Source organism: Mesorhizobium sp. BR1-1-2, assembly GCF_020165435.1.
GTDB lineage: Bacteria > Pseudomonadota > Alphaproteobacteria > Rhizobiales > Rhizobiaceae > Mesorhizobium.
Map to the genome: position 1 here is coordinate 200,324 of NZ_JAIUID010000007.1, position 22,795 is coordinate 223,118.

Below are 22,795 nucleotides of genomic sequence, written 5' to 3' on the forward strand. Positions count from 1 at the left end.
GGCAGCGCCGAAACGCCCATCCAACCAGCGCATTGTGACAACTCGGAGGTCAAGATCTTGGATAAGGCTCCACACGCGTATATCCCGACACTCGTCGATCAGCTCAACGATGGCGCGATCAGCCGCAGGGACTTCCTGCGCAAGTCGACGCTGCTCGGTCTTTCGGCCGGAGCGGCCTATGCCATGGCCGGTCTCGTCGACCCGTCGACGCAGGCCCGCGCGCAGGATTTGCCGAAAGGCGGAAACCTGCGCATCGGCATGCGCTGCATGGAGATCAAGGACCCGCATCTGGCCGACTTCGCCGAGAAGTCGAACATCATTCGCCAGGTCTGCGAATATCTGACCTTCACCGACCGCAACAACATCACCCATCCCTATCTGCTCGAAAAGTGGGACGTCAGCGACGACCTGAAGACTTGGACGCTGCACATCCGCAAGGACGTGAAATGGCGCGACGGCAGAGCGCTGAACGCCGACGACGTGGTCTGGAACCTGAAGCGGGTCAGCGATCCGGCTGTCGGGTCCTCCGTGCTCGGCCTGTTCACCGGCTACCTGGTCGAGGAATACGACACCGGCGAAAAGGACGACAAGGGCAATCCCAAGAAATCGAGCCGGCTGTGGTCCGACAAGGCGATCGAGAAGGTCGACGACAGCACGGTGCGGCTCAACCTGTTCTCGCCGCAGATCGCGGTCGCCGAACACCTGTTCCACTATCCTATGTTCATTCTCGACCCGAAGGACAACGGCGCCTTCGGTCCGAGCGCCAATGGCACCGGAGCGTTCGAGATCGTCGAATACACGGTCGGCAAGGGCGCGAAATACAAGGCGCGAGCTGATTATTGGGGCGGCGCGCCGCATCTCGACACGTTCGAGTTCGTCGACCTCGGCGACAATCCGGGCGCCGGCATCGCGGCAATGGCCTCCAAGCAGGTTGACGGACTGTCGGAAGCCGACGCGGTCCAGATCAATTCGATGAAGGCTTTCCCCCACGTCGCGATCCATAAGGTCGAAACCACGCAGACCATCGTGTTGCGCATGCATCCCGACGTCGAGCAATTCAAGGACAAGCGCGTGCGCCAGGCCATGCGCTACGCGATCGATCGCGACAAGATCATCCAGACGGTCCTGCTCGGCGCCGGCACGTCGGCGGAAGACCACCACGTGGCGCCGTCGCATCCCGAGTACGCCGCGCTGCCGAAATGGCCGCGCGACATCGAGAAGGCAAAGAAGTTGATGGCCGACGCCGGCCAGGGCGATGGCTTCGAGATCGACGTCGTGACAAGGCCCGATCCGATCTGGGAACTGAACACGACACAGGCGATGGCCGAGCAGTTGAAGGACATCGGCATCAAAGCCAACATCAAGTCGCTGCCGAGCGCCCAGTATTGGGAAGTGTGGACCAGCGCGCCGTTCAGCCTGACGGCATGGGGGCATCGCCCGCTCGCCATCATGACGCTCGGCCTAGCCTACCGCACCAATGGAGCGTGGAACGAGTCGCATTTCTCCAATGCCGAGTTCGACAAGCTGCTCACCCAGGCCGAAGGCATCCTCGACCCGAAGGAGCGTTCCAAGGTGATGGAGAAGATCGAGCTGATCATGCAGGACGAAGGGCCGATCGTGCAGCCGTTCTGGCGCATCTTCTCGACCGTGATGGACAAGAAGGTGCAGGGTTTCGAACTCCATCCTTCGCAGTATATCTTCGCCAAGGACTACGCGGTCGTCGCCGCCTGACCAATTTGCCCGGCCGCCTTCGAGGCGACCGGTCATTCAACCCCGATTGCATCAGGAGCGGACATTCCGGCCGATGGCGAGATTCGTTGCGAGACGACTGGCGATGATGCTGCTCACCATGGTGGCGGCTTCGTTTCTTGTTTTTGCCGTCTGTGAATTCACGCCGGGCAGCGTCGCGCGTAAATCCCTCGGGCCTTTCGCGACCCAGGAACAGGTCGATTTCCTCACCAGGAAGCTGAAGGCGGATGATCCGCTGCTGGTGCGTTACGGCCGCTGGGCGGGCATACTGCTCGGCGTCATTCCGGACCCGCTTCAGGACCCCAGCACCGGGCTCAATTTCACGGACCCGCGAGGCGCCCAGTACTTCGGCAATTTCGGCTATTCGACGCTCAACAAGCTGCCCGTCAACGATGTGATCTGGGACCGGCTCGGCAATACGGCGATCCTGGCCGGACTGGCCTTCCTGTTGATCGTGCCCTTGTCGATTGTCTTCGGCATCCTGTCGGGCCTCAAGGAAGGCGGCGTGCTCGACCGGGCATTGTCGGTCATATGCATCACCTTCACCTCGATCCCCGAATTCGCTTCCGGGGTTTTCCTGGTTACCCTGTTCGTCATCCTGTGGCCGGTGCTGCCGGGCACCAGTCCGCTGGATTCCGACGGCGGCTGGTCCATTCCATCGCAACTCGTGCTGCCGGTCGCGGTGCTCGTCATCTACGACTTCGGCTATGTCGCGCGCATGATCCGAGTCTCGATGATCGGCGTGATGGAAAAACCTTTCATCCGCACCGCGGTGCTGAAGGGCATGAGCACGCGCCAAGTGGTGATGGGCCACGCCCTGCGCAACGCCATGATCACGCCTTTCACGGTGCTTCTGCTGCAGATCAACTTCCTCATCAGCGGCGTGGTGGTGACGGAACTCGTCTTCGCCTATCCCGGCTTCGGTCGGCTGCTGCTCGACGCCAGCCTGTTCGGCGACATCGCGACCATCGAAGCCGCCACGCTGATCACCGTCGCCATCGCGGTCACGACGCAGTTCCTTGGTGACCTCGGTTACATGCTGCTTGACCCACGCATAAGGTTGAAATGAACGCAGTGGCCGAACAGAGAGCGATGGACGGGACGGCTGCCAAGCCGACGGGCAGGACGCGCCTGAAATGGGCGCGGATGCTGCGCTCGCCGACCGCGATGATCGGATTATTCCTGGTGGGCTTCTGGGTACTGGCAGCGATCCTCGCGCCCGTCCTGCCGCTCTACTCGCCGACCGAACAGGACGTGATGGCGCTCGCCGACCCGACGCCTTCGGCCGCGCATTGGCTTGGCGTCGATATCCTCGGCCGCGATGAGCTGTCGCGGCTGATCTTCGGCGCACGCACCGTGCTGGTGGTGGCGCCGCTCTCCGTCGCCGTCGCCATGATAGTCGGCATCACGCTGGGAATGATCGCCGGTTATTACGGGGGCTGGATCGATGCCCTCATCAGTCGGCTGTCCGACATCATCCTCGCCTTCCCGGTGCTGGTCCTCTACGTCATACTGATCGCCAATATCGGCCCGTCCGTCTTCAACATCGTCATCGCCTCGACCGTCGCTTCGGCCCCGGGCATCGGGCGAATAACGCGAGGGCTGGTGCTCGGCCTGAAGGAGCAGGAATACATCGCTGCGGCTAGGCTGCGCGCCGAAAGCACGCTCTACATCATGCTGGTCGAGCTGCTGCCCAACTGCCGCGGCATGCTGATCGTCGATGCCTGCCTGCGCATCGGCTACACGATCATCACCATCGGCATCCTCGGCTTCCTCGGCCTCGGCCTGCCGCCGCCCAACCCCGATTGGGGCGGCATGGTCAAGGAAAGCACGACCGTGCTCAACGTCTGGCCGCTGATGTCGGTGCTGCCGTCGATTGCAATCGTCAGCCTGGTGCTCGGCTTCAACCTCCTGGCCGACGGCCTGCGGGAAGCCTGGAAGCCATGATTCCGACTGCTGACATATTGGCGCCAGCGCCGAAGGGGCAAGCCGCGGACGCCCCGCTGCTCGAGGTCCGAGACCTGCGCATCGAGTTTCGCGCCAAGGCGGAGACCGTCGTTGCCGTGCCAAGCTTGTCGTTCGAGGTCAGACCGGGCGAAAGTTATGGGCTGGTCGGCGAATCCGGCTGCGGCAAGAGCACGACCGCGATGGCCATCATGGGCTATCTCGGCGCCACCGGCCTGATCGCCGGCGGCAGCATCCGCTTCGAAGGCGAGGATCTGGTCGGCGCGCCGGCACACAGACTGCGCTCCATGCGCGGGCGGCGCATCGCCATGGTCTATCAGGATCCGATGAGCGCGCTCAATCCGGTCAAGACCATCGGCGCGCAGCTTGCCGAAGTGCCGATGCTCCATCTCGACGCCAGCCGAACCGACGCGCTCGACATGGCGGCAGCCATGCTGAAGGACGTGCGCCTGCCAGACGCCGGCGACATGCTGAAGCGGTATCCGCATCAGCTTTCCGGCGGCCAGCAGCAGCGGGTCGTGATCGCCATGGCGCTTCTGGGCAGGCCTTCGCTGCTGCTGCTCGACGAGCCGACCACCGGCCTCGACGTCACGGTGGAATCGGCGGTGATCGACCTGATTGGGGAGCTGCGCCAGCGCTACGGCACCAGCCTGCTGTTCATCTCGCACAATCTCGGCCTGATCGCCGAGAGCTGCGACCGCGTCGGCATCATGTATTCCGGCGAACTGGTCGAAGAAGCGCCGACAGGCGAGCTGTTCGGCCAACCGCGGCACCCCTACACGCAAGGGCTGATCGACTGCATTCCCGACATCGACCACGGCAAGCACAGCCGCACGCTGGCTGCCATTCCGGGTCACATCCCGCTGCCCTCGGAGCGGCCGCGCGGCTGCCTGTTCGGGCCGCGCTGCGCCGGTTTCAAGGCCGGCCTGTGCGACCAGCCCGGAATCATCCTCGAACCGGCGGGAGAGCACCATCTGGTGCGCTGCGTGCGCTGGCCTGAACTCGACCCCGGTCGCCGCGACCTGCCGACGCTGGCCGAAGAGAGAACGGCGCCGGAGGCCGCAATAGCCGTATCGGATGTCACCAAGCTCTACCACCTCAGCAACCACAGGACGCTGAAGGCCAACGAGCATGTATCTTTCGAGGCCGGCAAGGCCGAAATCGTCGCGCTGGTCGGCGAGTCCGGTTGCGGCAAGTCGACCCTTGCGCGCATCGTCACCGGCCTCGACCGCGCCACGTCGGGTGAAATCCGCATGGCCGGCGAAAACATCGCAAAGATCGAAGCAGCCTCTCGGCCTAAACAATTGCTGCAATCGATCCAGATGGTGTTCCAAAATCCGGATTCGACGCTGAATCCCTCGCACAGCGCCGGCTTCTCCATCCGCCGATCGTTGAAGAAATTCGGCATTCGCACGGGCAAGACAGCCATCGACCAGCGCATGCGCGAACTGCTCGAGATGGTGCGGCTTTCGCCGGACTTCGCGGCGCGTAAGCCAAGCCAGTTGTCGGGCGGACAGAAACAGCGCATCGCCATTGCCCGCGCCTTCGCTTCCGACCCGTCGCTGATCGTCGCCGACGAGCCGGTATCGGCGCTGGACGTCTCGGTGCAAGCGGCGGTGGTGACGCTGCTGCTCGATATCCAGCGGACCCGCCACGCGACGATGCTGTTCATCAGCCACGATCTGGCGCTGGTGCGCCATGTCGCCGACAAGGTCGTGGTCATGTACCTCGGCAAGGTGATGGAGAAAGGCACGGTCGATGAAATCTTCGGCGGCGCCACCCATCCCTACACCGAGGCACTGATTTCGGCGATCCGCAGCACGAAAGCGGAAGGCGCCGGGCGCAGGCGGATCACGCTGACCGGAGACACGCCTAGTCCCGTCAACGTTCCTGCCGGCTGCCGCTTTGCCAGCCGATGCCATCGCAAGGTGGGTCCTATTTGCGACAGCGAGCCGCCGCCGATCCGCACAATGTCCCCCACGCACGAGATCGCCTGCCATATTCCGAAGACGGATCTGGCCGCGCTCACCCTCATGGACGAGGCGCGTGGCCCTGAATGAGGACATGGTCGCTGGCCCGTCTCTGGCGTCAGGCGGAACGATCGCGCGCCATCCTGCCGATCATGGCGCTCATCTGCCTGGCCGGCATCGGCAGCTCCATGCTGACGACGGCCGTGTCACTGGCCTTGAGCGCGCCGGGCATCGCGCCCCGAAACGTGCAATTGGTGCTCACCGCCTACCCGCTCGGGTTCCTCGTCGGTTGTCTCATTGCTCGTCCACTGGTGTCGCGGGTAGGCCACGAGCGCGCCTTTTTCATCATAACCGTGATCGCGGCGATCGGCACATCAGGCTTCGTGTTCACCGATCTGCTGCCGGCATGGTTCTGCTTCCGCCTGCTCGGAGGGCTGGCCATGGCGGCCATGTTCGTCGTGTGCGAAAGCTGGATCAATCTTTATGCTGACCAGCACAATCGCGGCAGGCTGTTTTCCGTCTACATGATGACAACAGCGATCGCCGTGCTGCTCGGCCAGGTGCTTTTGGAGATCGTCGGGGCACACTCGCCCCATCTGTTCGGGGTCAGCGCGGCCACGGTATTAATGGCAGTGCTTGCACGCTTCGTCTCAAAGCCATGGCCTGCCCTGCCCGCTCCGCAGTATGAACCGTCCGTGCCGGACATCCCGGCGAAGGAAGAGCGTTACGGCGTCATCCAGTTGCTGCGGCTGGCGCCCGTTACGGTGGTCAGCGTCTTCCAGGCCGGCGTCACCAACATGAACGTTTTCGTTCTGACCCCGATCTATGGCGCCAAGATCGGGCTATCCGCCAGCGCGACCGTCGGCCTGGTGACGACCGTCAGCATCGCCGGGATGCTGGCGCAAACGCCAGTCGGATGGCTCTCGGACCGGTTCGACAGGCGTGTGATACTGCTCATCCAGGGCCTGCTTTCGGTGTCGCTCTGCGCATCAATCGCCTGGATCGGAACCAGGCCGCTGCCATTCCTCTTCCTGCTGTTCTTCCTCTATGGCGCCACGGCGCTGACCGTGTATCCGGTGGCGATCGCCTTCGCCAATTCGCGAACGCACAGCCGTCATATGGTTGCCGCTTCCGGCACGTTGCTGCTGCTCTATTCAATCAGCAATATCCTGACGCCCGGCCTGTCCGCGGCGCTCATGGAGCACACCGCCCCGCAGGCCATGCTGTTCGTGCTCGGCACCGGCGGCATTCTGGTGGCAATCGCGGCTTGCATCAACTTGCGGCAGCGCCCGGTGGGGATTGTGGTCGTGCAGCCCTCGGGAGGCGAGCCGTGACAGCCGCTGCATCCCCCCTGCCCGGCCGCCTGACCGGCAAGGTCATTCTGATCACCGGCGCCGCAAGCGGGATCGGCGCCGCGATCGCACGCCGATGCGTCGAGGAGAACGCTCGCGTCGCCTGCGCGGATCGCGACATGGCGGCAACGCAGGCGCTTGTCGCCAGTCTCGGATCGAACGCCTTGGCGGTCGGCTGCGACGTCACCGATCTGGATTCGGTCAAATCCGCGGTCGCCACTACAGGCCGGGCATTCGGTGGGCTGGACGGTCTGGTCCACAATGCCGCCGCCCCATCGACCGACGGCACGGTCGCCGATCTCGCGCTCGACAAATGGCGGCTGGAGCTGGACGTCAGCCTCACCGGCGCCTTCCTGGTCTCCAAATTCGCAGTGCCCCTGATGGCGGCCGGCGGCGGCGGCTCGATCGTCCTGATCGGCTCGCAATTCGCGCGCGTGGCCGTCGGCAAGGCGGTGGCCTATTGCGCGGCCAAGGCCGGCCTCATCCATCTCGCCAAGGCCATGGCCGTCGACCATGCCGGGCAACACATCCGCGTCAACAGCCTGTCGCCCGGCGCTGTCGCGACCGCGCGCCTGCTGCAACGCTGGCCGGACCTGAAGGCGGCCGACGAGGGTCTCGGGCCGGCGCATCTGCTCGGGCGCATTGCCCAACCTGAAGAGATCGCCGCCGCCTGCGCCTTCCTGCTTTCGTCCGATGCCTCATTCGTCACCGGCACGGACCTTCTCGTGGATGGCGGCTATGCCGTACGCTGAACCCCTTTCCGGTATTGGAGGTTGATCCGATGACCCTGCTCGTCACTGGCGGCACCGGCTTCGTCATGAGCGTCGTCGCCCGCGCCTGGCTCGACCGCGACCCGACCGCGCGGGCTGTGGTCCTGGACCGGTCTAATCTCGACGCGGCCGCCGAAAAGCATTTCGCGCCGGTGCGCGATAGGCTCACCGTCGTCAGCGCCGATATTCTCGACCCGAAGACATGGTCCGCCGCGCTGGACGGGCAGAACATCTCGGCCATCGTGCACGGTGCGACCATCACCCCGATCTCGCGCGGCAGCGCTTCGGAAGCCAAGCGGCAGCCTGAGGCCGAGGACCCGGCGCGCATCGTCGACGTCAATCTCATGGGCACGGTGCACATGCTGGACTGGGCGCGCACGCGGCCTGCCCTGAAGCGCTTCGTCTATGTCAGTTCCGGCTCCGTCTACCGGCACAACGGGCCGGACTGGAGCGGCGAGCCGCTGCCAGAGGACGGCTATGTCGCGCCGCTCACGCTCTACGGCATCTCCAAATTCGCCTCCGAAATGGTGGCCAATCGGTACGCCGACCTGTTCGGTCTGTCGGCGATCTCGGTGCGTCTCGCGTCCGTGTACGGGCCGATGGACCGCGCCACGGAGAGCCGGAATTTCCGCCATGTTCCAAACCGCGTCGCGCACATGGCATTGGCCGGCGAGACGATCAGGCCGAACAGCCTTGAACCGGTCGGTGACTACGTCACTTCCACCGATGTCGCCGCTGCCATTCTGGCGCTGATCGACGCGCCGCGCCTTAATTATCGCCACTACAATATCGGTTCCGGCGGCGGCCAGACGATCGGCGACATCATCGGGTGGACGCGCGAGCGGGTTCCAGGTTTGAAGGCCGAGGTCAGCGCCGGCGACGATGCCAATATCGTCCAGGACACGTCACTGAAAGGCGGCATGTGGGGGGCCTACGATATCGCCCGGATCATGCGCGACACCGGGTGGCGGCCGCGCCCCGGCAAGGAAGCCTTCCACGCCTATATGGATTGGATTTCCGCCAACGAGACGAATTGAGAGGGATTGCCATGGCGCCGAACGCTGCTTCACATCCGGCAAACGCCCAGCCGCGCGACTTCGTCGGCTATGGGGCGAACCCACCCTATGTGATCTGGCCGGGTGGCGCAAAGGTCGCGATCAACCTCGTGCTGAACTACGAGGAAGGCTCGGAATACAACTGGCTGGACGACGGCCGCAACGACAATTGGGGCGAGTACAACAACAACGGCACATCTCCGCACCGCGACCTCGGCACCGAGACGCATTTCGAATATGGCAGCCGGGTCGGCGTCTGGCGGCTCGCCCGGCTTTTCGACCGCTACAACGTGCCGATCACGGTTTCGGCCTGCGCGGTGGCGCTGGAGAAGAACCGCGCCGTCGCCGAATGGATGAATTCGCGCGGCCACGACCTGCTCGGGCATGGGCTGCGCTGGACCGACTATCCCGGCATGCCGCGCGAGGAAGAGGACCGGCAGTTGCACGAGGCGATCGCGCTCTACCAGAAGGTGCTTGGCCGCCGGCCGCTGGGCTGGAATTGCCGGTCGTTCCCGAGTGTCAACACACGTGACCTGCTGGTGCGAGAGGGCGGCTTTCTCTATCACTCCGACCCCTGCAACGACGAATTGCCCTATTTCGTCGACCATGGCGGCCAGCGCATCCTGGTCGTGCCCTATTCCAAGACGCTCAACGACAGCCGCTTCCTCATCGCGCCGGGCTATAGCAACCCGCGCGACTTCGCCGAGGATTGCCGCTCGGCGATCGACTACATGCTTTGGGAAGCCGACGAGACCGGCGGGCGCATGCTGAACATCTGCGTGCACGCGCGCTGGATGGGTCAGCCGAACCGGGCTGCGGGCCTGCGGGCGGTCATCGAGCATATACAGAAAACGCCTGGCGTTATCTTCATGCGCCGGGCCGACATCGCCCGCTACTGGATTGACAATCAGGACAGTTTTACCCGCAGACAGGGCCGCTAGCAGCGCGGAGACGTCATGTTTGATACGCTCATCACAGGCGCCACGATCATCAATGCCGATGGAGAAGCGCCCCGCAACGTCGCGATCCATGGCGGCAGGATCGCCGCCCTGGTCCAGCCCGGAGAATCCGCCGAGGCGCGCACCCTGATCGACGCCGCCGGCTGTTTCCTGTTGCCTGGGCTGATCGATGCGCATGCGCATCTCAGGGAACCGGGACTGACCCACAAGGAGGACTTTTCATCCGGCACGCATGCGGCCGCACTCGGCGGGGTGACGACCGTGCTCGACATGCCGACAGACGAGCCCTGGACGGCGACGGCGGATCAACTCGCCGACAAGATGGCGCTGACGACCGGAAAACTGAATGTCGATGTGGGTTTCCAGGCCGTGCTTACCAAGGATTTTGGCCTGATCGCCGCCGTGGCCGAAATGGCGCCGGTCTCGTTCGAGCTTTTCACCGCCGACGTCCCAAAGGATTTTCTGTTCCAGACGACGGATGCGGTGCTGCAAGCCCTGAAGGTGATGGTGCCTTTCGGCACGACAATCGGGGTGTCGCCCGGCGACCAATCGCTGCTCGAAGGCAGCATGGCACGTGACCATGACGGCCACATAGCGGCGTTCCTGAAGAGCAGGCCACCGGCGGCGGAGGCCAACGGCATTGCCCGCGCCGTACTGGCAGCGACCGAGACCGGCGCCCGTATCCATGTGCGTCAGATCAATTCGGCGCTCGGCGTCGAGACGTGGCACCGCCTGCGGGATCTGGCCGATGCCAGCGTCGAGACAACGCCACAAAGCCTGTTTTTCACGGCGCACGACTATGAGACCCAGGGAGCCGCGCTGAAGGGCTCGCCACCGTTGCGATCGTCGGAAGATGTCCGACGCCTGCGCGAGGCCGTTGCCTCTGGCATGATCGATGTCATCGGCACAGACCATGCGCCGCACAGCCCACGGGAAAAGGCCGCCGCCTATCCCGCATTCGCCGATATTCCAGGTGGCATGCCAGGTTTGCAGACGCTGCTGCCCGTGATGCTGAAGCTGGCAGACGAAGGCCTGATCGGCATCTCCGATATCGTGCGGATGTGCGCGGCCAACCCCGCCGACCGTTTCGGGCTGGGCAAGCGCAAAGGCCGGCTCGCCGTCGGGTTCGACGCCGATATCCTGCTTCTCGACCCCAAGCGGACTTTCACCGTGCGCAACGCGGACCAGAAATCCAAAGCGAATTATACACCGTTCGACGGCTGGAGCGTGTCGGCAACTTTGCGGCAGGTATTTCTTCGAGGCGTGGAAATCGTCCGCCACGGCATTTTGACCCGGCCGGGGCAAGGCCAAGTGGCGCGGCGGGAAGGCTAAGGCAGCGACATGGGTATTATGGAAGGCAAGGTAGCAATCGTCACCGGCGGGAGCTCCGGCATCGGCCGGGCCATCGCGCGGCGCTATGCGCAGGAAGGCGCGCGGGTCGTCGTGGCCGATGTGCGCGAAGAGCCTATCGAAGGCGGAGAGCCGACCGCTCAGGCCATCCAATCGGCAAGCGGCGAGGCGATCTTCCTGTCCGTCGACATTTCGGACAACGGCGCGGTCGAAGATATGACGCAGCAGGCAATCGGCCATTTCGGTCGGCTCGACGTGCTGGTCAACAATGCAGCCATCTACACCTCGACGACTTTGACCCAGACCACGCTAGAACAGTGGGCGAAGGTCATGGCGGTCAACGTCACCGGCTTCTTCTACTGTTCGAAGCACGCGGTATTGCAGATGCTCAGGCAGGAGCCGGTGAACGGCGTGCGCGGCCGCATCGTCAACATATCCTCGCAGCACGGCATGGTGGCTTGCCCCGGCGACTTCCCCTATTCGGTGAGCAAGGGGGCCATCGTCCAGATGACGCGCCAGATCGCTCTCGACCACGCCGAAGACCTGATCGTCTGCAACGCCGTGGCGCCCGGCAAGATCATCACCGGCAAGCCGGGCGTCGCCAACGATCCCGACGCCCTCGACTATTCGCGCCGCCGCACGCCATGGCCGCGGCTCGGCCAGCCGAACGACGTCGCCGGCGCAGCCCTGTTCCTCGCTAGCGACCTGTCCACTTACATGACCGGCGTCAATCTGATGGTCGACGGCGGCTGGATGGCGGGTTGACCGGCCATCCAGCCTGCATATCGCGAACCGATAAGTCGTGCTCGATAACGGCTACTTGTTCGGTATCTCGTAGACCTTGCCGTGCCATGGCGCAGCGTCGATCTGGTCCAAGGCCATGACGTAGAGTTCCTTCTCGTCCGGCCCGAATGCGAAGTTCGGCATCGACGGGGACGGCACCGACAGCGTGCGAAGAAGCTTGGCGTCCTTATCGACGACGATGATCTTGCCGGGTGCGTCGAGCGAGCGCGGGCTCTGGCCGATATACATCTCGCCGGCGTTGTCCATCTTGATGCCGTCCGGCCAGATATGCGGCTGGTCCGGGAACAGGTCGTCCAGCCGCAGGAAGACGCGCCTGTTGCTCAGGCTATGGTCGGCGGCGACATCGAATTCGATGATGCGGTTGTCTTCCGTTTCGACCAGATAGAGGATCTTGCCGTCGTTCGACATGACCAGGCCGTTGGCGTTGTGCAGGTCGTCGGCGACCTTCGCCACGCTGCCGTCCTTGCCGATGTAGTAGGCCGATGCGTCGATCGCAGCGCCGCCCTTGCCCGAGCCGGTGAAATAGATTCCGCCATCCTTGTCCGGCGCGAAGTCGTTGGGGCCGCTGAACGGCTTGCCGTCCTTGTCCTTGTCGTAGGCATCGAGGGTCTTGCCATCGGCCGAAATACGGCCGATCGAGTTGCTGTCGTAGCAGGTTACGACGAACTCGCCCTTGGCGGTCGGCAGGACCGCCGAGGGCCCGCAGCCGTCCATTTTCCAGAAGATTTCGTTCTTCTTGCCATCCCACACATCGACGGTGTTGCGCCCGTATTCGACGTAGAACAGCTTGTCCTGGTACCAGATCGGGCCTTCCGCGAACCAGGCGTCGTCGTTGATGACCTTGACGTCGGCGGCTTGCGCAGACGCCGTCAGGGCAAGAGCGACCGCGGTACCGAGCAGATGCAGTTTGGTCATGCCAGTCCACTCCTTCTGTTTGAAGTCGATCAGGGCTCCTGGTCGCCGATCTCAAGTCTCCGGCGCGCCACGTAGTCATCCAGTTCCTCACGGACCGCGGGGTCCAGGACGGGCTCTTCATATTCGGCCAGCGCCTGCTGCCAGAGCTGGGTCGCCCGTTCCAGTGCGTCATGGCCACCGGCTTCCTGCCAGGCGCCGTAGTTCTGCCAGTTCGACAGCATCGGTCGGTAGAAAGCGGTCTTGTAGCGCGCCATGGTGTGCTCGGAGCCGAAGAAATGGCCTCCGGTCGGCACCGACTTGATCGCCTCGAAGCCAAGGTCGTCCTCCTCGAAGGGCATCGGCCGCAGGAACTCCATCATGTTCTGCAGGATCTCGACATCGAGGATCAGCTTCTCGTAGGAGGCCGTCAGCCCGCCCTCGAGCCAGCCGGCGGCGTGATAGATCAGGTTCGCGCCGCCGAGCACCGCGCCCCAGGTCGCCATCTCGGTTTCGTAGGCGGCCTGCAGGTCGACGACGTTCGACGCATTCGCATTTGAGGTGCGGTACGGCAGATTGTAGCGGCGGGCCAACTGGCCGGCGACGACGTTGGCTTTGGCATTTTCGGGCGTGCCGAAGGCAGGCGCGCCGGAGCGCATGTCGACGTTCGAGGTGAAGGCGCCGTACATCACCGGCGTGCCGGGATTGATCAGTTGCGTCAGCGTCACGCCGAAGAGCGCTTCGGCATTCTGCTGCGCCAGGGCGGCGGCCAGCGTGACCGGGGTCATCGCGCCCATCAGCGTGAACGGCGTGATTGTCACCGGCTGGCCGTGCTCTGCCATGGCGATCAGCCCCTCCGCCATCGCCTCGTCGAACAGGCGCGGCGAATTCACGGAGATGATGGTTGTGACGCCCGGCGAAGACCTCATCTCCTCAACCGGAATGCCGCGCGTGATCGCCATCATGTTGATGCTGTCCATGGCGCGGCCACGTCCTATCGCGGAGGCGTGGAAGCCCAAATCGGAAAGCGTCAGGTTTGCGCGGTAGGTGTCGAGATGCCGGGAGTTTGCCGGCAATTCCATCGGCGCCACGACCTGGTTGCCGATGATGTGGATGGCATTGAAGTGGTGCGCGAGGCGGATGAAATTCTCGTAATCCGCGAGATTGCCTTGCCGCCGGCCGTTGATGCGATCGTGCACGTTGGGCGGGCCGGCAACGAGGCCGAACGCCAGCGAATTGCCACCGAGCCTGATCCTCTTCTCCGGATTGCGCGATGTGATCGTGAAGCTCGACGGCGCGCTCTTCAGCGCTTCGGTCACGATGCTCTCGTCGATGCGGATCGTGCTTTCCTCTCGGTCGACTATGGCTCCCGCGGCTTCGAAGATGCTCATCACCTTCTCGCCCGCCACCCGGATGCCGAGCTCGGAAAGTATCCGCATCGAGGTGCGATGCAGCTTGTCCATCTGCTCCTCGTCCAGCATCCGCATCGGCGCGTAAGGGTTCGTCACGCTCTGCCAGGGCAGTTGCGCGATGCCGCCGCCGCTGCGCCCCGCTGCTCTGGTGCGCCGTCCACCGCTTCGCCTGTCATGCGCTGTCATCGGCCTGTCCTCCTAGTAACCGCGTTTGGGATCGACGACATTGTTCAGCGGCTCGCCACGCCGGTAGCGGGCCAGATTGTCGGCGAACATGCGCACCGACTTCACATCCCAGCCGTCATAGACCGAAGAGCAATGCGGCGTGACGATCACGTTGTCGTAGCCCCATAGCGGGTGCGATTGCGGCAGCGGCTCTGTCGCAAAGACATCGAGCGCCGCGCCCTTGATCCGTCCGGCATCGAGCACCGCGAGAAGCGCCGCCTCGTCGACGACGAAGCCACGGGACACGTCGATCAGCACGACCGAAGGTTTCATCGCCGCGAAGGCTTCCTCGCCGACAAGGCCGCGGGTGCTGTCGAGCAGGGGCACGGCACACAGGATGAAATCGGCACGGCCCCAAAGTCTGGGCAGATCCGCTATGGCGTGCACTTCATCGATATTCTCAGTCGGCTTCGGATTCGCTCGCACCCCCAGCGTTGTCATGCCGAACGCCTTGGCACGGGCGGCAACCGCCTGCCCCGTCTTGCCGAGACCGAGGAGCAGCAGCGTCTTGCCCTGGATCGGCTCGACCTTGCCGCCGATCCAGTTGCCGGCCGCCTGTTCGCGTGCGAAGCCACGCAGGCCAAGCGAAAACGACAGCATCGCGCCAAAGACGTATTCCGCCATCATGTCGGCGGCAACGCCTGCCGAATTGGTGACCGTCACCCGCGCGGGATCCCACGGCCGCAGGTGATCAGTGCCGGAACCGCCAACAGAAACCCAGCGCACCGTCGGGTTCTCGACCACCGCCTTGCGTGGATAGAGTGAGCGCTGGCCAAACCTGATGCTGAAGATCACTTCGGCGCCGGTTTCCGAAATCAGGGCCGGAAGCGCCTCGTAACTTTCGCAGCCATGCACCGTGATGTCGGGATGCGTCTCGGCCAGCACGGCCAGCGGCCCGTCCAGCGAATCGGCACTGACGATGACGGTCGGGCGCGCCGACATCTCAGCCTCGCCTCGGGCCGGGAATGTGATCGGCAAGAGGCCCCAGCACATCCAGCAGGGCCTTGCCCTCCTGCACGGTTGCGTTCTCATGCGGCGCGCGCAGGTTGAGCCAGCGATGATCGCCGGAACGAACAGCGAGAGCCGCCTTCATGCCCTGGATCAGACCAGCATCCTGAACCGCCTTGCGAAACGCCTTGATGGCGATGTTGGCGGCCGTGACGTCTCGCCCCGCGCGCGCATTGTCGTAGAGCGCTCGGATCGCCTTCGCGTTGAGGTTGACCGAGGCTGATATGCAGCCCGCCGCGCCGGCATCCAGCCCCTGGGTGAGCTGGGCTTCGGAGCTTGGAAAAACCGAGATGTTCGGGACCGCGGCGATGATCGCGGCAGTGTTGTCCCAGTTTCCGCCGCTGTCCTTGTAGGCCACGACCGTGTCTGGAAAGGCTGCGTTGAGCCGGGCGGCCAGTGCCGGCGAGACCGGCACGCCGGAGTTCTGCGGGATGTGATAGAGGATCAGCTTCAGCTTCGGGTCGGCAACCCTGTCGATCAGTTCCGAATAGTAGCGCGCCTGTCCATTGTCGCCTGCCGCCGTGTAGAAGAACGAAGGCAGCACCATGACGCCGGCGCAGCCTACGTCCAGCGCATGTCTGCTAAGCTCGATCGTCTCGGGCAGCGCGGTCAGACCGGTTCCTGGCATCATCTTTTCCGCGGGGATACCAGCCTCGGCCAGCCACTCCAGCGCCTCCATGCGCTCGACCGGCGAGAGCGACAGCGCCTCGCCGGTCGTGCCGAAAGGCGAGAGATAATGCGCCCCTTGGGCGAGCACCCATTTCGCATGGCTTATCCACAGATCGCGGGCGATGCCGCCGTCTTTTTCGAAGGGCGTCAGGATCGGTGCAATGACACCTTGTACGCTGTTCATCAGTGGATCCCCCTGGTCATCGTATCGTCGGCGGCTAGCTTCGCCACCGTGGCAACTGTCCTGATGAAATACGCTGTCGATGCGATGTCGAAGAAGATGTCAAAGCCCCCCTCGCCCCGCACCAGCACAGCCTCGACATGCGCGACCCGCGTCTGCGCGATCGCGTCGGCGGCGAAACGGTCGGGCCGCAAATCCAGCGCGCAAAGCCGCGCCATCACAGGTTCCGTCAGCGGCCCCGAGAGCCGCATCCAGCTCCAGCCCTCCTCCCGCCAGGACCAGTAGCCGCGCGCGCCATCGGCGGCCTGCCAGGCGTCGGTCAATTTTGCGACTGCGTTGCCGACACCATCGTCAACCGCCAGAAAATCCTCGGCCCCCAGACGCAGCAGCCGGATGCCGCCCAGCGTGGCAACGCCATTGACGGGCGGTAGAGCCAGGCCCTGCGCTGCCAGCCAGCCGGCGCTGCCAGGCCCCTTGATGCCGAAACGCGGCCGGGCCGTCAGATCGCTCAATGTCAGCCGGCCCTTCGGCAAGGCGGATTCCGCTGCCGAGCCGTCCGGCGACAAGGGAAATGTGCGCGATCCGGGAACGGTCATCGCTACAGCTCCTGCCGAACGTTCTGCGGATCGAAGAAGGCATGCCCAACCACCGGTGCCTCGACCAGCTCACCGTCGCGGCATTTCACCGTAATCCTGCTGCCGGGTGCCGCATCGTCGATATGGACATAAGCCAGCGCGATGTGATGGCCGAGCGTCGGCGAGAAACCGAGCGAGGTGACCTGCCCCACCAAGTTGCCGCCGCGCAGCACGAGGCAGGATTCGCCCGGCACATTGCGCAATCCTTCAAAGGAAAGGCCGACCAGCCGGCGCGATTCTCCGAGATTGGCGCGCATCTCGATCGATCGCTTGCCGACGAAGAACGGCTTCTTCTTCGAAACCGCCCAGCCGAATCCGAGCTCATCGGGCGTGGTCAGCGCATCCGTGTCCTGGCCGATCAGGATATGTCCCTTCTCCAGCCGCATGATGCGCGAGGCCTCCAGCCCGTATGGGCGCAAACTATAGGGTTTGCCCGCCGCGACCAGCGCATCCCATAGCGCGACGGCGTAGCTCGACGGGCAATGCAGCTCGAAACTGACTTCTCCGGTGAAGCCGATGCGCATGCTGTGCACCGGAACGCCCGCCAGGCGACCCTGACGGCCATGTAGATAGGGAAAGGCGTCGCGCGCAAAATCGATGTCTCCCTCGAGCGCCTGCAACACGTCCCGCGCCTTGGGGCCTGTGACGTTGATGCCGGAAAACCCGGCCGTGACGTTGAGCACGTCGACCTTCAGTCGCCACTGCGCGTTCCAGAACAACATGTCGGCCTGCACCCGAGCGACCGCGCCGGTCGTCGCCGTCACGTAGAACTGGTCCTCCGCGAAGCGATAGGCGACGCCGTCGTCGATGACCGTGCCCATCTCGTTCAGCATCAGGCAGTAGCGGACGCGGCCGACCGGCTGATTGGCATGGGCCATGGTGTACATGCGATCGAGGAAGGCGCCGGCGTCCGGACCACGGATCTCCAGCTTGCCCAGCGTCGAGACGTCGAGCATGCCGACGCCGTCGCGAACGGCCGCGACCTCTTCGTGGATCAGGCGTTCGCTCCGGCTTTCCGGCCCGTAATAATAGGGTCGCCACCAGTTGCCGATCGGCTTCATGCGGGCTTCGAGCGCAAGATGCCGGGCATGCAGCGCGGTGCGACGCTCCAGCGGCTCATGATGACCTGCGAGCACGCCGAGCTTTTCCGGACCCGTCGGCGGCCGCGCCGTGGTCACGCCGACCTGGCCGACCTTGCGATCGGTGGCGTCGGCAACGATCCGCGCCGTGGCAAGGGCCGAATGCCTGCCCTGGCTCGGCCCCATGCCGACGGTGGAAAAGCGCTTCACGAGCTCGAGTTCGCGATAGCCTTCCTTTATCGCGTTCTGCAGATCCTTGACCTGCAAATCCTCGTCGAAATCGACGAAGTCGCGCCCTTTCTCGTGGCCAGTCAGCTTCTGCGCCCAGGCCACGGCTTCAGGTTCGAATTCACTGGAGGCATTGGGCAGATCGGAGTGTCCCAGCCCATGAAGCGCCTCGTGCGCTGCGCGACGGCCATCCGCCATGGCCGACGATAGTCCCGTCCTGCCGGCAACGGCGCCAGCCAGGTGGACGGCGCCGTCCGGCAGCGTCAGCGTCATGCGCGCGGTCGCTTCGTCGTAGCCGACCTTGGCGCCCGCATGACAGGGCACCTGCCACGCCGGCGCCGAGCCGGCGGCCATCACGACGAGGTCGCAGTCCATCCAGCGGCTTCCGACGCGGACCCGTCTGACATGCTTGTTGCCGCGGGTTCCGGCCGCTTCATCGATCTGGGCGCCCGTGATGATTTCCGCGCCCCTGGCCCGAAGCTCGCCAGCGCTGCTGCCTGCTCCCTGTCTCGGATCGACGACGGCCGCGAGTTCGACGCCTGCCTCGATCAAGTCGAACGCGGCATCATAGCCGTCGTCATTGCCTGCCAGCACGACGGCGCGGCGGCCGGGTTTCACCGCATAGTGCTGCATCAGCCTCTGCACGGCGCCGACGGTCATGATCCCCGGCAGGTCGTTGTTGCGGAACACCGCCGGCTGCTCGATGGCACCTGTTGCCAGGATCACCTCGTGAGCCCTGGTGCGGTAGAGCCGGTTGCCTTGGATCAGCGGCAGCCAGTTGTCCTCGTACCAGCCGTTGCAGACGGTGGCGGTCATGACGCGCAGATTGGCCAATCCCGCCGCGGCAGCCCTCAGGCTGGCGAGCACGCCCGGATCGCAGCGGCGATAGGTCAGTGAACCGCCGATTTCCGGGTTCTCGTCGCACTGGACAACGTCGGCGCCGGTTTGCGCGGCGGCGATCGCCGCCGCCAGGCCTGCCGGTCCGGCCCCAACGACCAGCAGGTCGCAGTGAAGATCGACCTTATCGAAGCTTAAATGCGGGGCGCGAGTATCGACGATCCCGAGCCCGGCCTTGCGCCGGATCATCGGCTCCCAGAAGCGAAGCCAGCTATCCTGCCTCGGCCCCATGAAGGTGCGATAGTAGAAGCCAACCGGCATGAACCGCCCAAGCCGATCCATGATGGCGTCGCGGTCATTTCGCAGCGAGCCGTTGACGTTCTGCGCCGTCACCGTCATGCCTTCCCAAATCGGCGTCAGGTCGGCGGGGACATTCGCCTCCGACGGAAGCTGCACCAAAGTGTTCGCTTCCGCGCCGGCCATGGTCATGATGCCGCGCGGTCGATGGTACTTAAATGAGCGGGAAAGCACCCACTGGTCCGAAGCGGCGAGCGCGCTTGCAATGCAATCGCCGGCAAAGCCCTCATAGGACTTGCCCTCGAAGGTAAAGCGCATCGGCTGCGTGCGATCAATGCGCGAGCCATAGGGTGCCGCAAGCCGGGTCATGCCTGATTGCCCTCGCCCGGCGCGTAGGTCCGGATGATCTCGTTGGTGACGACGTCGCGCTCCGCCAGGAAAAAGAAATTGCTCGGCACGTGCTGCCACCACTCGGTCACGACGCCCTTGCGATTGTCCGCGCGAAACAGATGTTTCGCCCAGTCGGCGTCGGCGGTCGCATCGGCATCGAGCGTCTGGCGCACCGGACCGAAAGACCGGAATTCGTCGATGTTGCGCAGGCCGTTCATGGGGCAATCAAGCTGCTTCATGGTCAATGGCTCGCCGCCGTCGCGCCCATTTCATTGAGCAGCCGGAAGGTCTCGAAGCGCTCCAGCGCGAAGGGCTTGAGCAGGTCTGGCGCCCGGCCCTTGGCGATGGTCTCGGCCATGCGTTTTCCGGCCACGGCCGTTGCCTTGAAGCCCCAGGTGCCCCATCCGCAGTCGAGCCAGAGATTGGCAAGCGGGCTGGCGCCCATGATCGGGCTGTAATCCGGCGTCATGTCGGTGATGCCCGCCCACTGCCGCAACAGCCGAACCCCTTGCAGGAAGGGGAAAAGATGCACGGCGCCCTCGGCCAGATGTTCCTTCATGCCCAGCGTCGAGCGAGTCGAATAGAGCTGGTACGGATCCGAACCACCGCCGATGACGACCTCGCCGCGCGAGGACTGCACAAGATAGGTGTGCAGCGATACCGACGAGACCAGCGTGTGCAGCCACGGCTTCAGCGGCTGCGTCACCATCGCCTGCAAAGGATAGCAGCGGATCGGCAGCTCCACCCCAGCCATCATCGCGACGTCGTAGTTCATGCCGCCAGCGGCGATGAGCACCGCGCCGCATGCGAGGCGCCCGCGGTTTGTCATCACCGCCCGGACATTGCCACTCTCGACCTCAAAGCCCTGGACCTCGGTGCGCTGGTGAATCTCCACACCGCGGCGCGAGGCCTGCGCCGCGTAGCCCCAGGCGACCGCGTCGTGGCGCGCTGTTCCGCCGTCGGCGTGCCACAGGCCGCCAAGAATCTCGAGCGCGTTGCCGCGATCCATATTCAGTTCCGGCACCAGCTTTTCGACTTCCTTTGCGTCGATGACTTCGGTGCGGGTTCCCATGTGCTTGCCCATCTCGGCGCGCAGATCGAAGGCGCGCAGCGTGGCCTCCGTATGGGCAAGCGTGAGCTGGCCGCGCTGCGAGAACATGACGTTGAAGTCGAGCTCCTGCGACATCGTCTCGAACAGCGAAACGCCTTCCTTGTAAAAGGCGATGCCTTCCTGGGTGATGTAGTTGGAGCGGATCGTCGTGGTGTTGCGCGCCGTGTTTCCGCCAGCCAGATAGCCCTTCTCGAGCACCGCGATGTCGGTGATGCCATGATATTTCGACAAATAGTGCGCGCACGCCAGGCCATGCCCGCCGCCGCCGACGATCACCACGTCATAGGACGGCTTGAGCTCGGGCGTCCGGGGAATGTCGCCGGTCACCGGATAATCGCGGCTGAACCCGTATTTGAGGAGCCTAAGCGGCATGGCCACCCAGACCGCCTGGAGGTTCGTAGATGAGCGCCGACAGGTCCGAGAACCGGCTTTCCGTGCCGGTCAGGCCGAGTATAGCATCGCGGATCGCGGCCGCCCTGGCTTCGCCCAGAACCGGCGCCGAGAACTCCATGTATTTGGCGACGATATCAGCCTCGCTGATGGGCGCTTCAGGACCGCCGCGTGCGTGGACGTCACCGGAATCCAGCAAGCGTCCGTCTGTCGTCTCGATCTGCACGTCAGCCCAGCGCCCTTCCGGGAAACGAGCGCTGTGCCTCGCCGATTCGCTGACCTCGACGCGCCCCAGCATCTCCCCAACCGCGCCGTCGCGCAGCCCCTGGCCCGAAATATGCTCCACCGCTATCCGACCGTACAGGATCATCGTGGCCACGGCGAAGGCCAAGCTGTATTGCGCCTTGGAAGTTGTGTCGGGCATGCCGTCGAACAACGTCGCCGCGTAGTGGAAGCTGTTGACGTTGACCCTGCCTATATCCTGCGGCCGCAGGCCATGCTGCAGGCATAGCGCCCGGGTCGCGTCGATCGCGGCGTGAGCCCAGCGGCAGATGGGATAGGGTTTGACGTATTGTAGCGGCATCTGCCAGAAATCGCCGAGATCGGCCCAATATCGGGCCACTTCCGGCGCCTCGACAGTGATGGCCGGAGCGCCGGAGAATCCGGCTTGCGCGAGTACCGCGGCCGACAGGCCGACCTGTGCGCCCATGCCGGAGCCGTCGTGCAGCATGGTCGGCGTCGCGATCTCACGCATCATCTGGCTGCGCGGCCCATGATATTCGGCAATGCCGAAGGCGTCGCGCAACTGGGTGTCGTTCAGCCGCAGCAGGCGGGCCGCGACAGCAGCGACGCCAAGGGAATTCCAGGCGCCCGAGGTGTGATAATCCGAAACAGTCGCGTGCAACGCGATGCCGGCGCGGCCCGCGACTTCGTAGCCGACCACGATCGCGGCGAGCGCTTCGATCCCGCTCAAATCTGGCTTCTCCTCTGCCAGCGCAAGCAGTGCTGGGATGACCGCAACCCCGATATGGCCCTTGGTTGGCGGATAGCCATCATGGCCGTCGAGATTGTCGGTCTGGGTCGCGGCGGCGAAGGCAGCACCCGCGATGCTGACCCGCCTGCCATCGAAGATCATCCTTGCGGCGTGCCGGTCCGTTCCGCAACCGTAGAGCAAAACGGCGGCATCCCGCGCAATGCGGCCGGCCTGCATCGGCCCGGCAGCTATGGCGATGCCCATCGTATCGAGGAACTGGAGTGAGGCCGCCTTCAGGACATCGGCTGGAAAGAAATTCTCCGCGGAGCGCAGCACGAACTCCGCGACACGCCCGAACACGGTGCAAGCAGGCTCGCCCCGTTCCAACCGCAGGTCCATGATGCCCACCTCTCGCCAACCGCGCGCTTCCAGATAACTACGAATAATTTGGTCTCGCGGGCCGATCACGTGATTAGTTTGGCGCCATGGTACAAA

At 64.4% G+C, this 22,795-nt stretch carries 19 protein-coding genes; 10 read left to right on the forward strand and 9 right to left on the reverse strand.

Going from position 1 to position 22,795, the window contains the following annotated elements; genetic code table 11:
- The first annotated feature begins 57 nt into the window (after window positions 1–57).
- The 10 genes from LB551_RS18615 (at window position 58) to LB551_RS18660 (ending at window position 11,935) form a co-directional block, all read left to right on the forward strand.
- Complete coding sequence (locus LB551_RS18615; protein WP_224660053.1) at window positions 58–1,731, forward strand: ABC transporter substrate-binding protein; 1,674 nt, start codon at window positions 58–60, stop codon at window positions 1,729–1,731.
- Between the two features lie 73 nt (window positions 1,732–1,804).
- Window positions 1,805–2,818 (forward strand): ABC transporter permease, encoded by a 1,014-nt coding sequence (locus LB551_RS18620; protein WP_140551875.1) that lies wholly within the window; start codon window positions 1,805–1,807, stop codon window positions 2,816–2,818.
- Window positions 2,815–3,696: an ABC transporter permease gene (locus LB551_RS18625; protein WP_224626857.1), complete on the forward strand. Its 882-nt coding sequence runs from the start codon at window positions 2,815–2,817 to the stop codon at window positions 3,694–3,696. Before LB551_RS18620 ends, LB551_RS18625 begins: the two co-directional genes overlap by 4 nt.
- Entirely contained in the window at window positions 3,693–5,774 is a 2,082-nt protein-coding gene (locus tag LB551_RS18630; RefSeq protein ID WP_224660054.1) for an ABC transporter ATP-binding protein, read from the forward strand. The genes LB551_RS18625 and LB551_RS18630 overlap by 4 nt, the downstream gene beginning before the upstream one ends.
- Window positions 5,771–7,018, forward strand: a complete 1,248-nt coding sequence (locus tag LB551_RS18635; protein ID WP_140551873.1) for an MFS transporter — start codon at window positions 5,771–5,773, stop codon at window positions 7,016–7,018. The genes LB551_RS18630 and LB551_RS18635 overlap by 4 nt, the downstream gene beginning before the upstream one ends.
- Entirely contained in the window at window positions 7,015–7,788 is a 774-nt protein-coding gene (locus LB551_RS18640) for an SDR family NAD(P)-dependent oxidoreductase (protein WP_140551872.1), read from the forward strand. The genes LB551_RS18635 and LB551_RS18640 overlap by 4 nt, the downstream gene beginning before the upstream one ends.
- A 29-nt stretch (window positions 7,789–7,817) precedes the next feature.
- Window positions 7,818–8,843, forward strand: coding sequence for an NAD-dependent epimerase/dehydratase family protein (locus tag LB551_RS18645; protein WP_140551871.1), 1,026 nt, complete (start codon window positions 7,818–7,820; stop codon window positions 8,841–8,843).
- Window positions 8,844–8,854: 11 nt separating this feature from the next.
- Window positions 8,855–9,802 carry a polysaccharide deacetylase family protein gene (locus tag LB551_RS18650; RefSeq protein WP_140551870.1) on the forward strand — a complete coding sequence of 316 codons (948 nt, stop codon included), beginning with the start codon at window positions 8,855–8,857 and terminating at the stop codon, window positions 9,800–9,802.
- A gap of 15 nt (window positions 9,803–9,817) precedes the next feature.
- On the forward strand, window positions 9,818–11,152 hold the full coding sequence (locus LB551_RS18655; protein WP_140551869.1) for a dihydroorotase: 1,335 nt from the start codon (window positions 9,818–9,820) through the stop codon (window positions 11,150–11,152).
- Between the two features lie 9 nt (window positions 11,153–11,161).
- On the forward strand, window positions 11,162–11,935 hold the full coding sequence (locus LB551_RS18660) for an SDR family NAD(P)-dependent oxidoreductase (RefSeq protein ID WP_140551868.1): 774 nt from the start codon (window positions 11,162–11,164) through the stop codon (window positions 11,933–11,935).
- A gap of 51 nt (window positions 11,936–11,986) precedes the next feature.
- Here LB551_RS18660 and LB551_RS18665 read toward each other — a convergent pair whose 3' ends face one another.
- From LB551_RS18665 to LB551_RS18705, 9 genes are read right to left on the reverse strand one after another with little or no spacing between them, the layout of a single operon-like run.
- Window positions 11,987–12,889, reverse strand: a complete 903-nt coding sequence (locus LB551_RS18665) for an SMP-30/gluconolactonase/LRE family protein (protein WP_224660055.1) — start codon at window positions 12,887–12,889, stop codon at window positions 11,987–11,989.
- A gap of 29 nt (window positions 12,890–12,918) precedes the next feature.
- Entirely contained in the window at window positions 12,919–14,463 is a 1,545-nt protein-coding gene (locus LB551_RS18670; protein ID WP_140551866.1) for a trimethylamine methyltransferase family protein, read from the reverse strand.
- Window positions 14,464–14,475: 12 nt separating this feature from the next.
- Entirely contained in the window at window positions 14,476–15,444 is a 969-nt protein-coding gene (locus tag LB551_RS18675) for a D-2-hydroxyacid dehydrogenase (RefSeq protein WP_224660056.1), read from the reverse strand.
- 1 nt (window position 15,445) lies between these two features.
- A complete protein-coding gene (locus LB551_RS18680; protein WP_224660057.1) occupies window positions 15,446–16,363 on the reverse strand; it encodes a dihydrodipicolinate synthase family protein in 918 nt (305 codons plus the stop codon).
- Window positions 16,363–16,956 carry a hypothetical protein gene (locus LB551_RS18685; RefSeq protein WP_140551863.1) on the reverse strand — a complete coding sequence of 198 codons (594 nt, stop codon included), beginning with the start codon at window positions 16,954–16,956 and terminating at the stop codon, window positions 16,363–16,365. The genes LB551_RS18680 and LB551_RS18685 overlap by 1 nt, the downstream gene beginning before the upstream one ends.
- 2 nt (window positions 16,957–16,958) lie before the next feature.
- The gene (locus LB551_RS18690; RefSeq protein ID WP_224660058.1) at window positions 16,959–19,805 is read right to left on the reverse strand and encodes a 2Fe-2S iron-sulfur cluster-binding protein; all 2,847 of its coding nucleotides are present in this window, start codon (window positions 19,803–19,805) and stop codon (window positions 16,959–16,961) included.
- Entirely contained in the window at window positions 19,802–20,044 is a 243-nt protein-coding gene (locus LB551_RS18695; RefSeq protein WP_263495919.1) for a sarcosine oxidase subunit delta, read from the reverse strand. The genes LB551_RS18690 and LB551_RS18695 overlap by 4 nt, the downstream gene beginning before the upstream one ends.
- Window positions 20,045–20,067: 23 nt before the next feature.
- Complete coding sequence (locus LB551_RS18700) at window positions 20,068–21,309, reverse strand: FAD-dependent oxidoreductase (protein ID WP_140551860.1); 1,242 nt, start codon at window positions 21,307–21,309, stop codon at window positions 20,068–20,070.
- Window positions 21,299–22,699 (reverse strand): MmgE/PrpD family protein, encoded by a 1,401-nt coding sequence (locus LB551_RS18705; RefSeq protein WP_224660059.1) that lies wholly within the window; start codon window positions 22,697–22,699, stop codon window positions 21,299–21,301. Before LB551_RS18705 ends, LB551_RS18700 begins: the two co-directional genes overlap by 11 nt.
- Window positions 22,700–22,795: the final 96 nt, after the last annotated feature.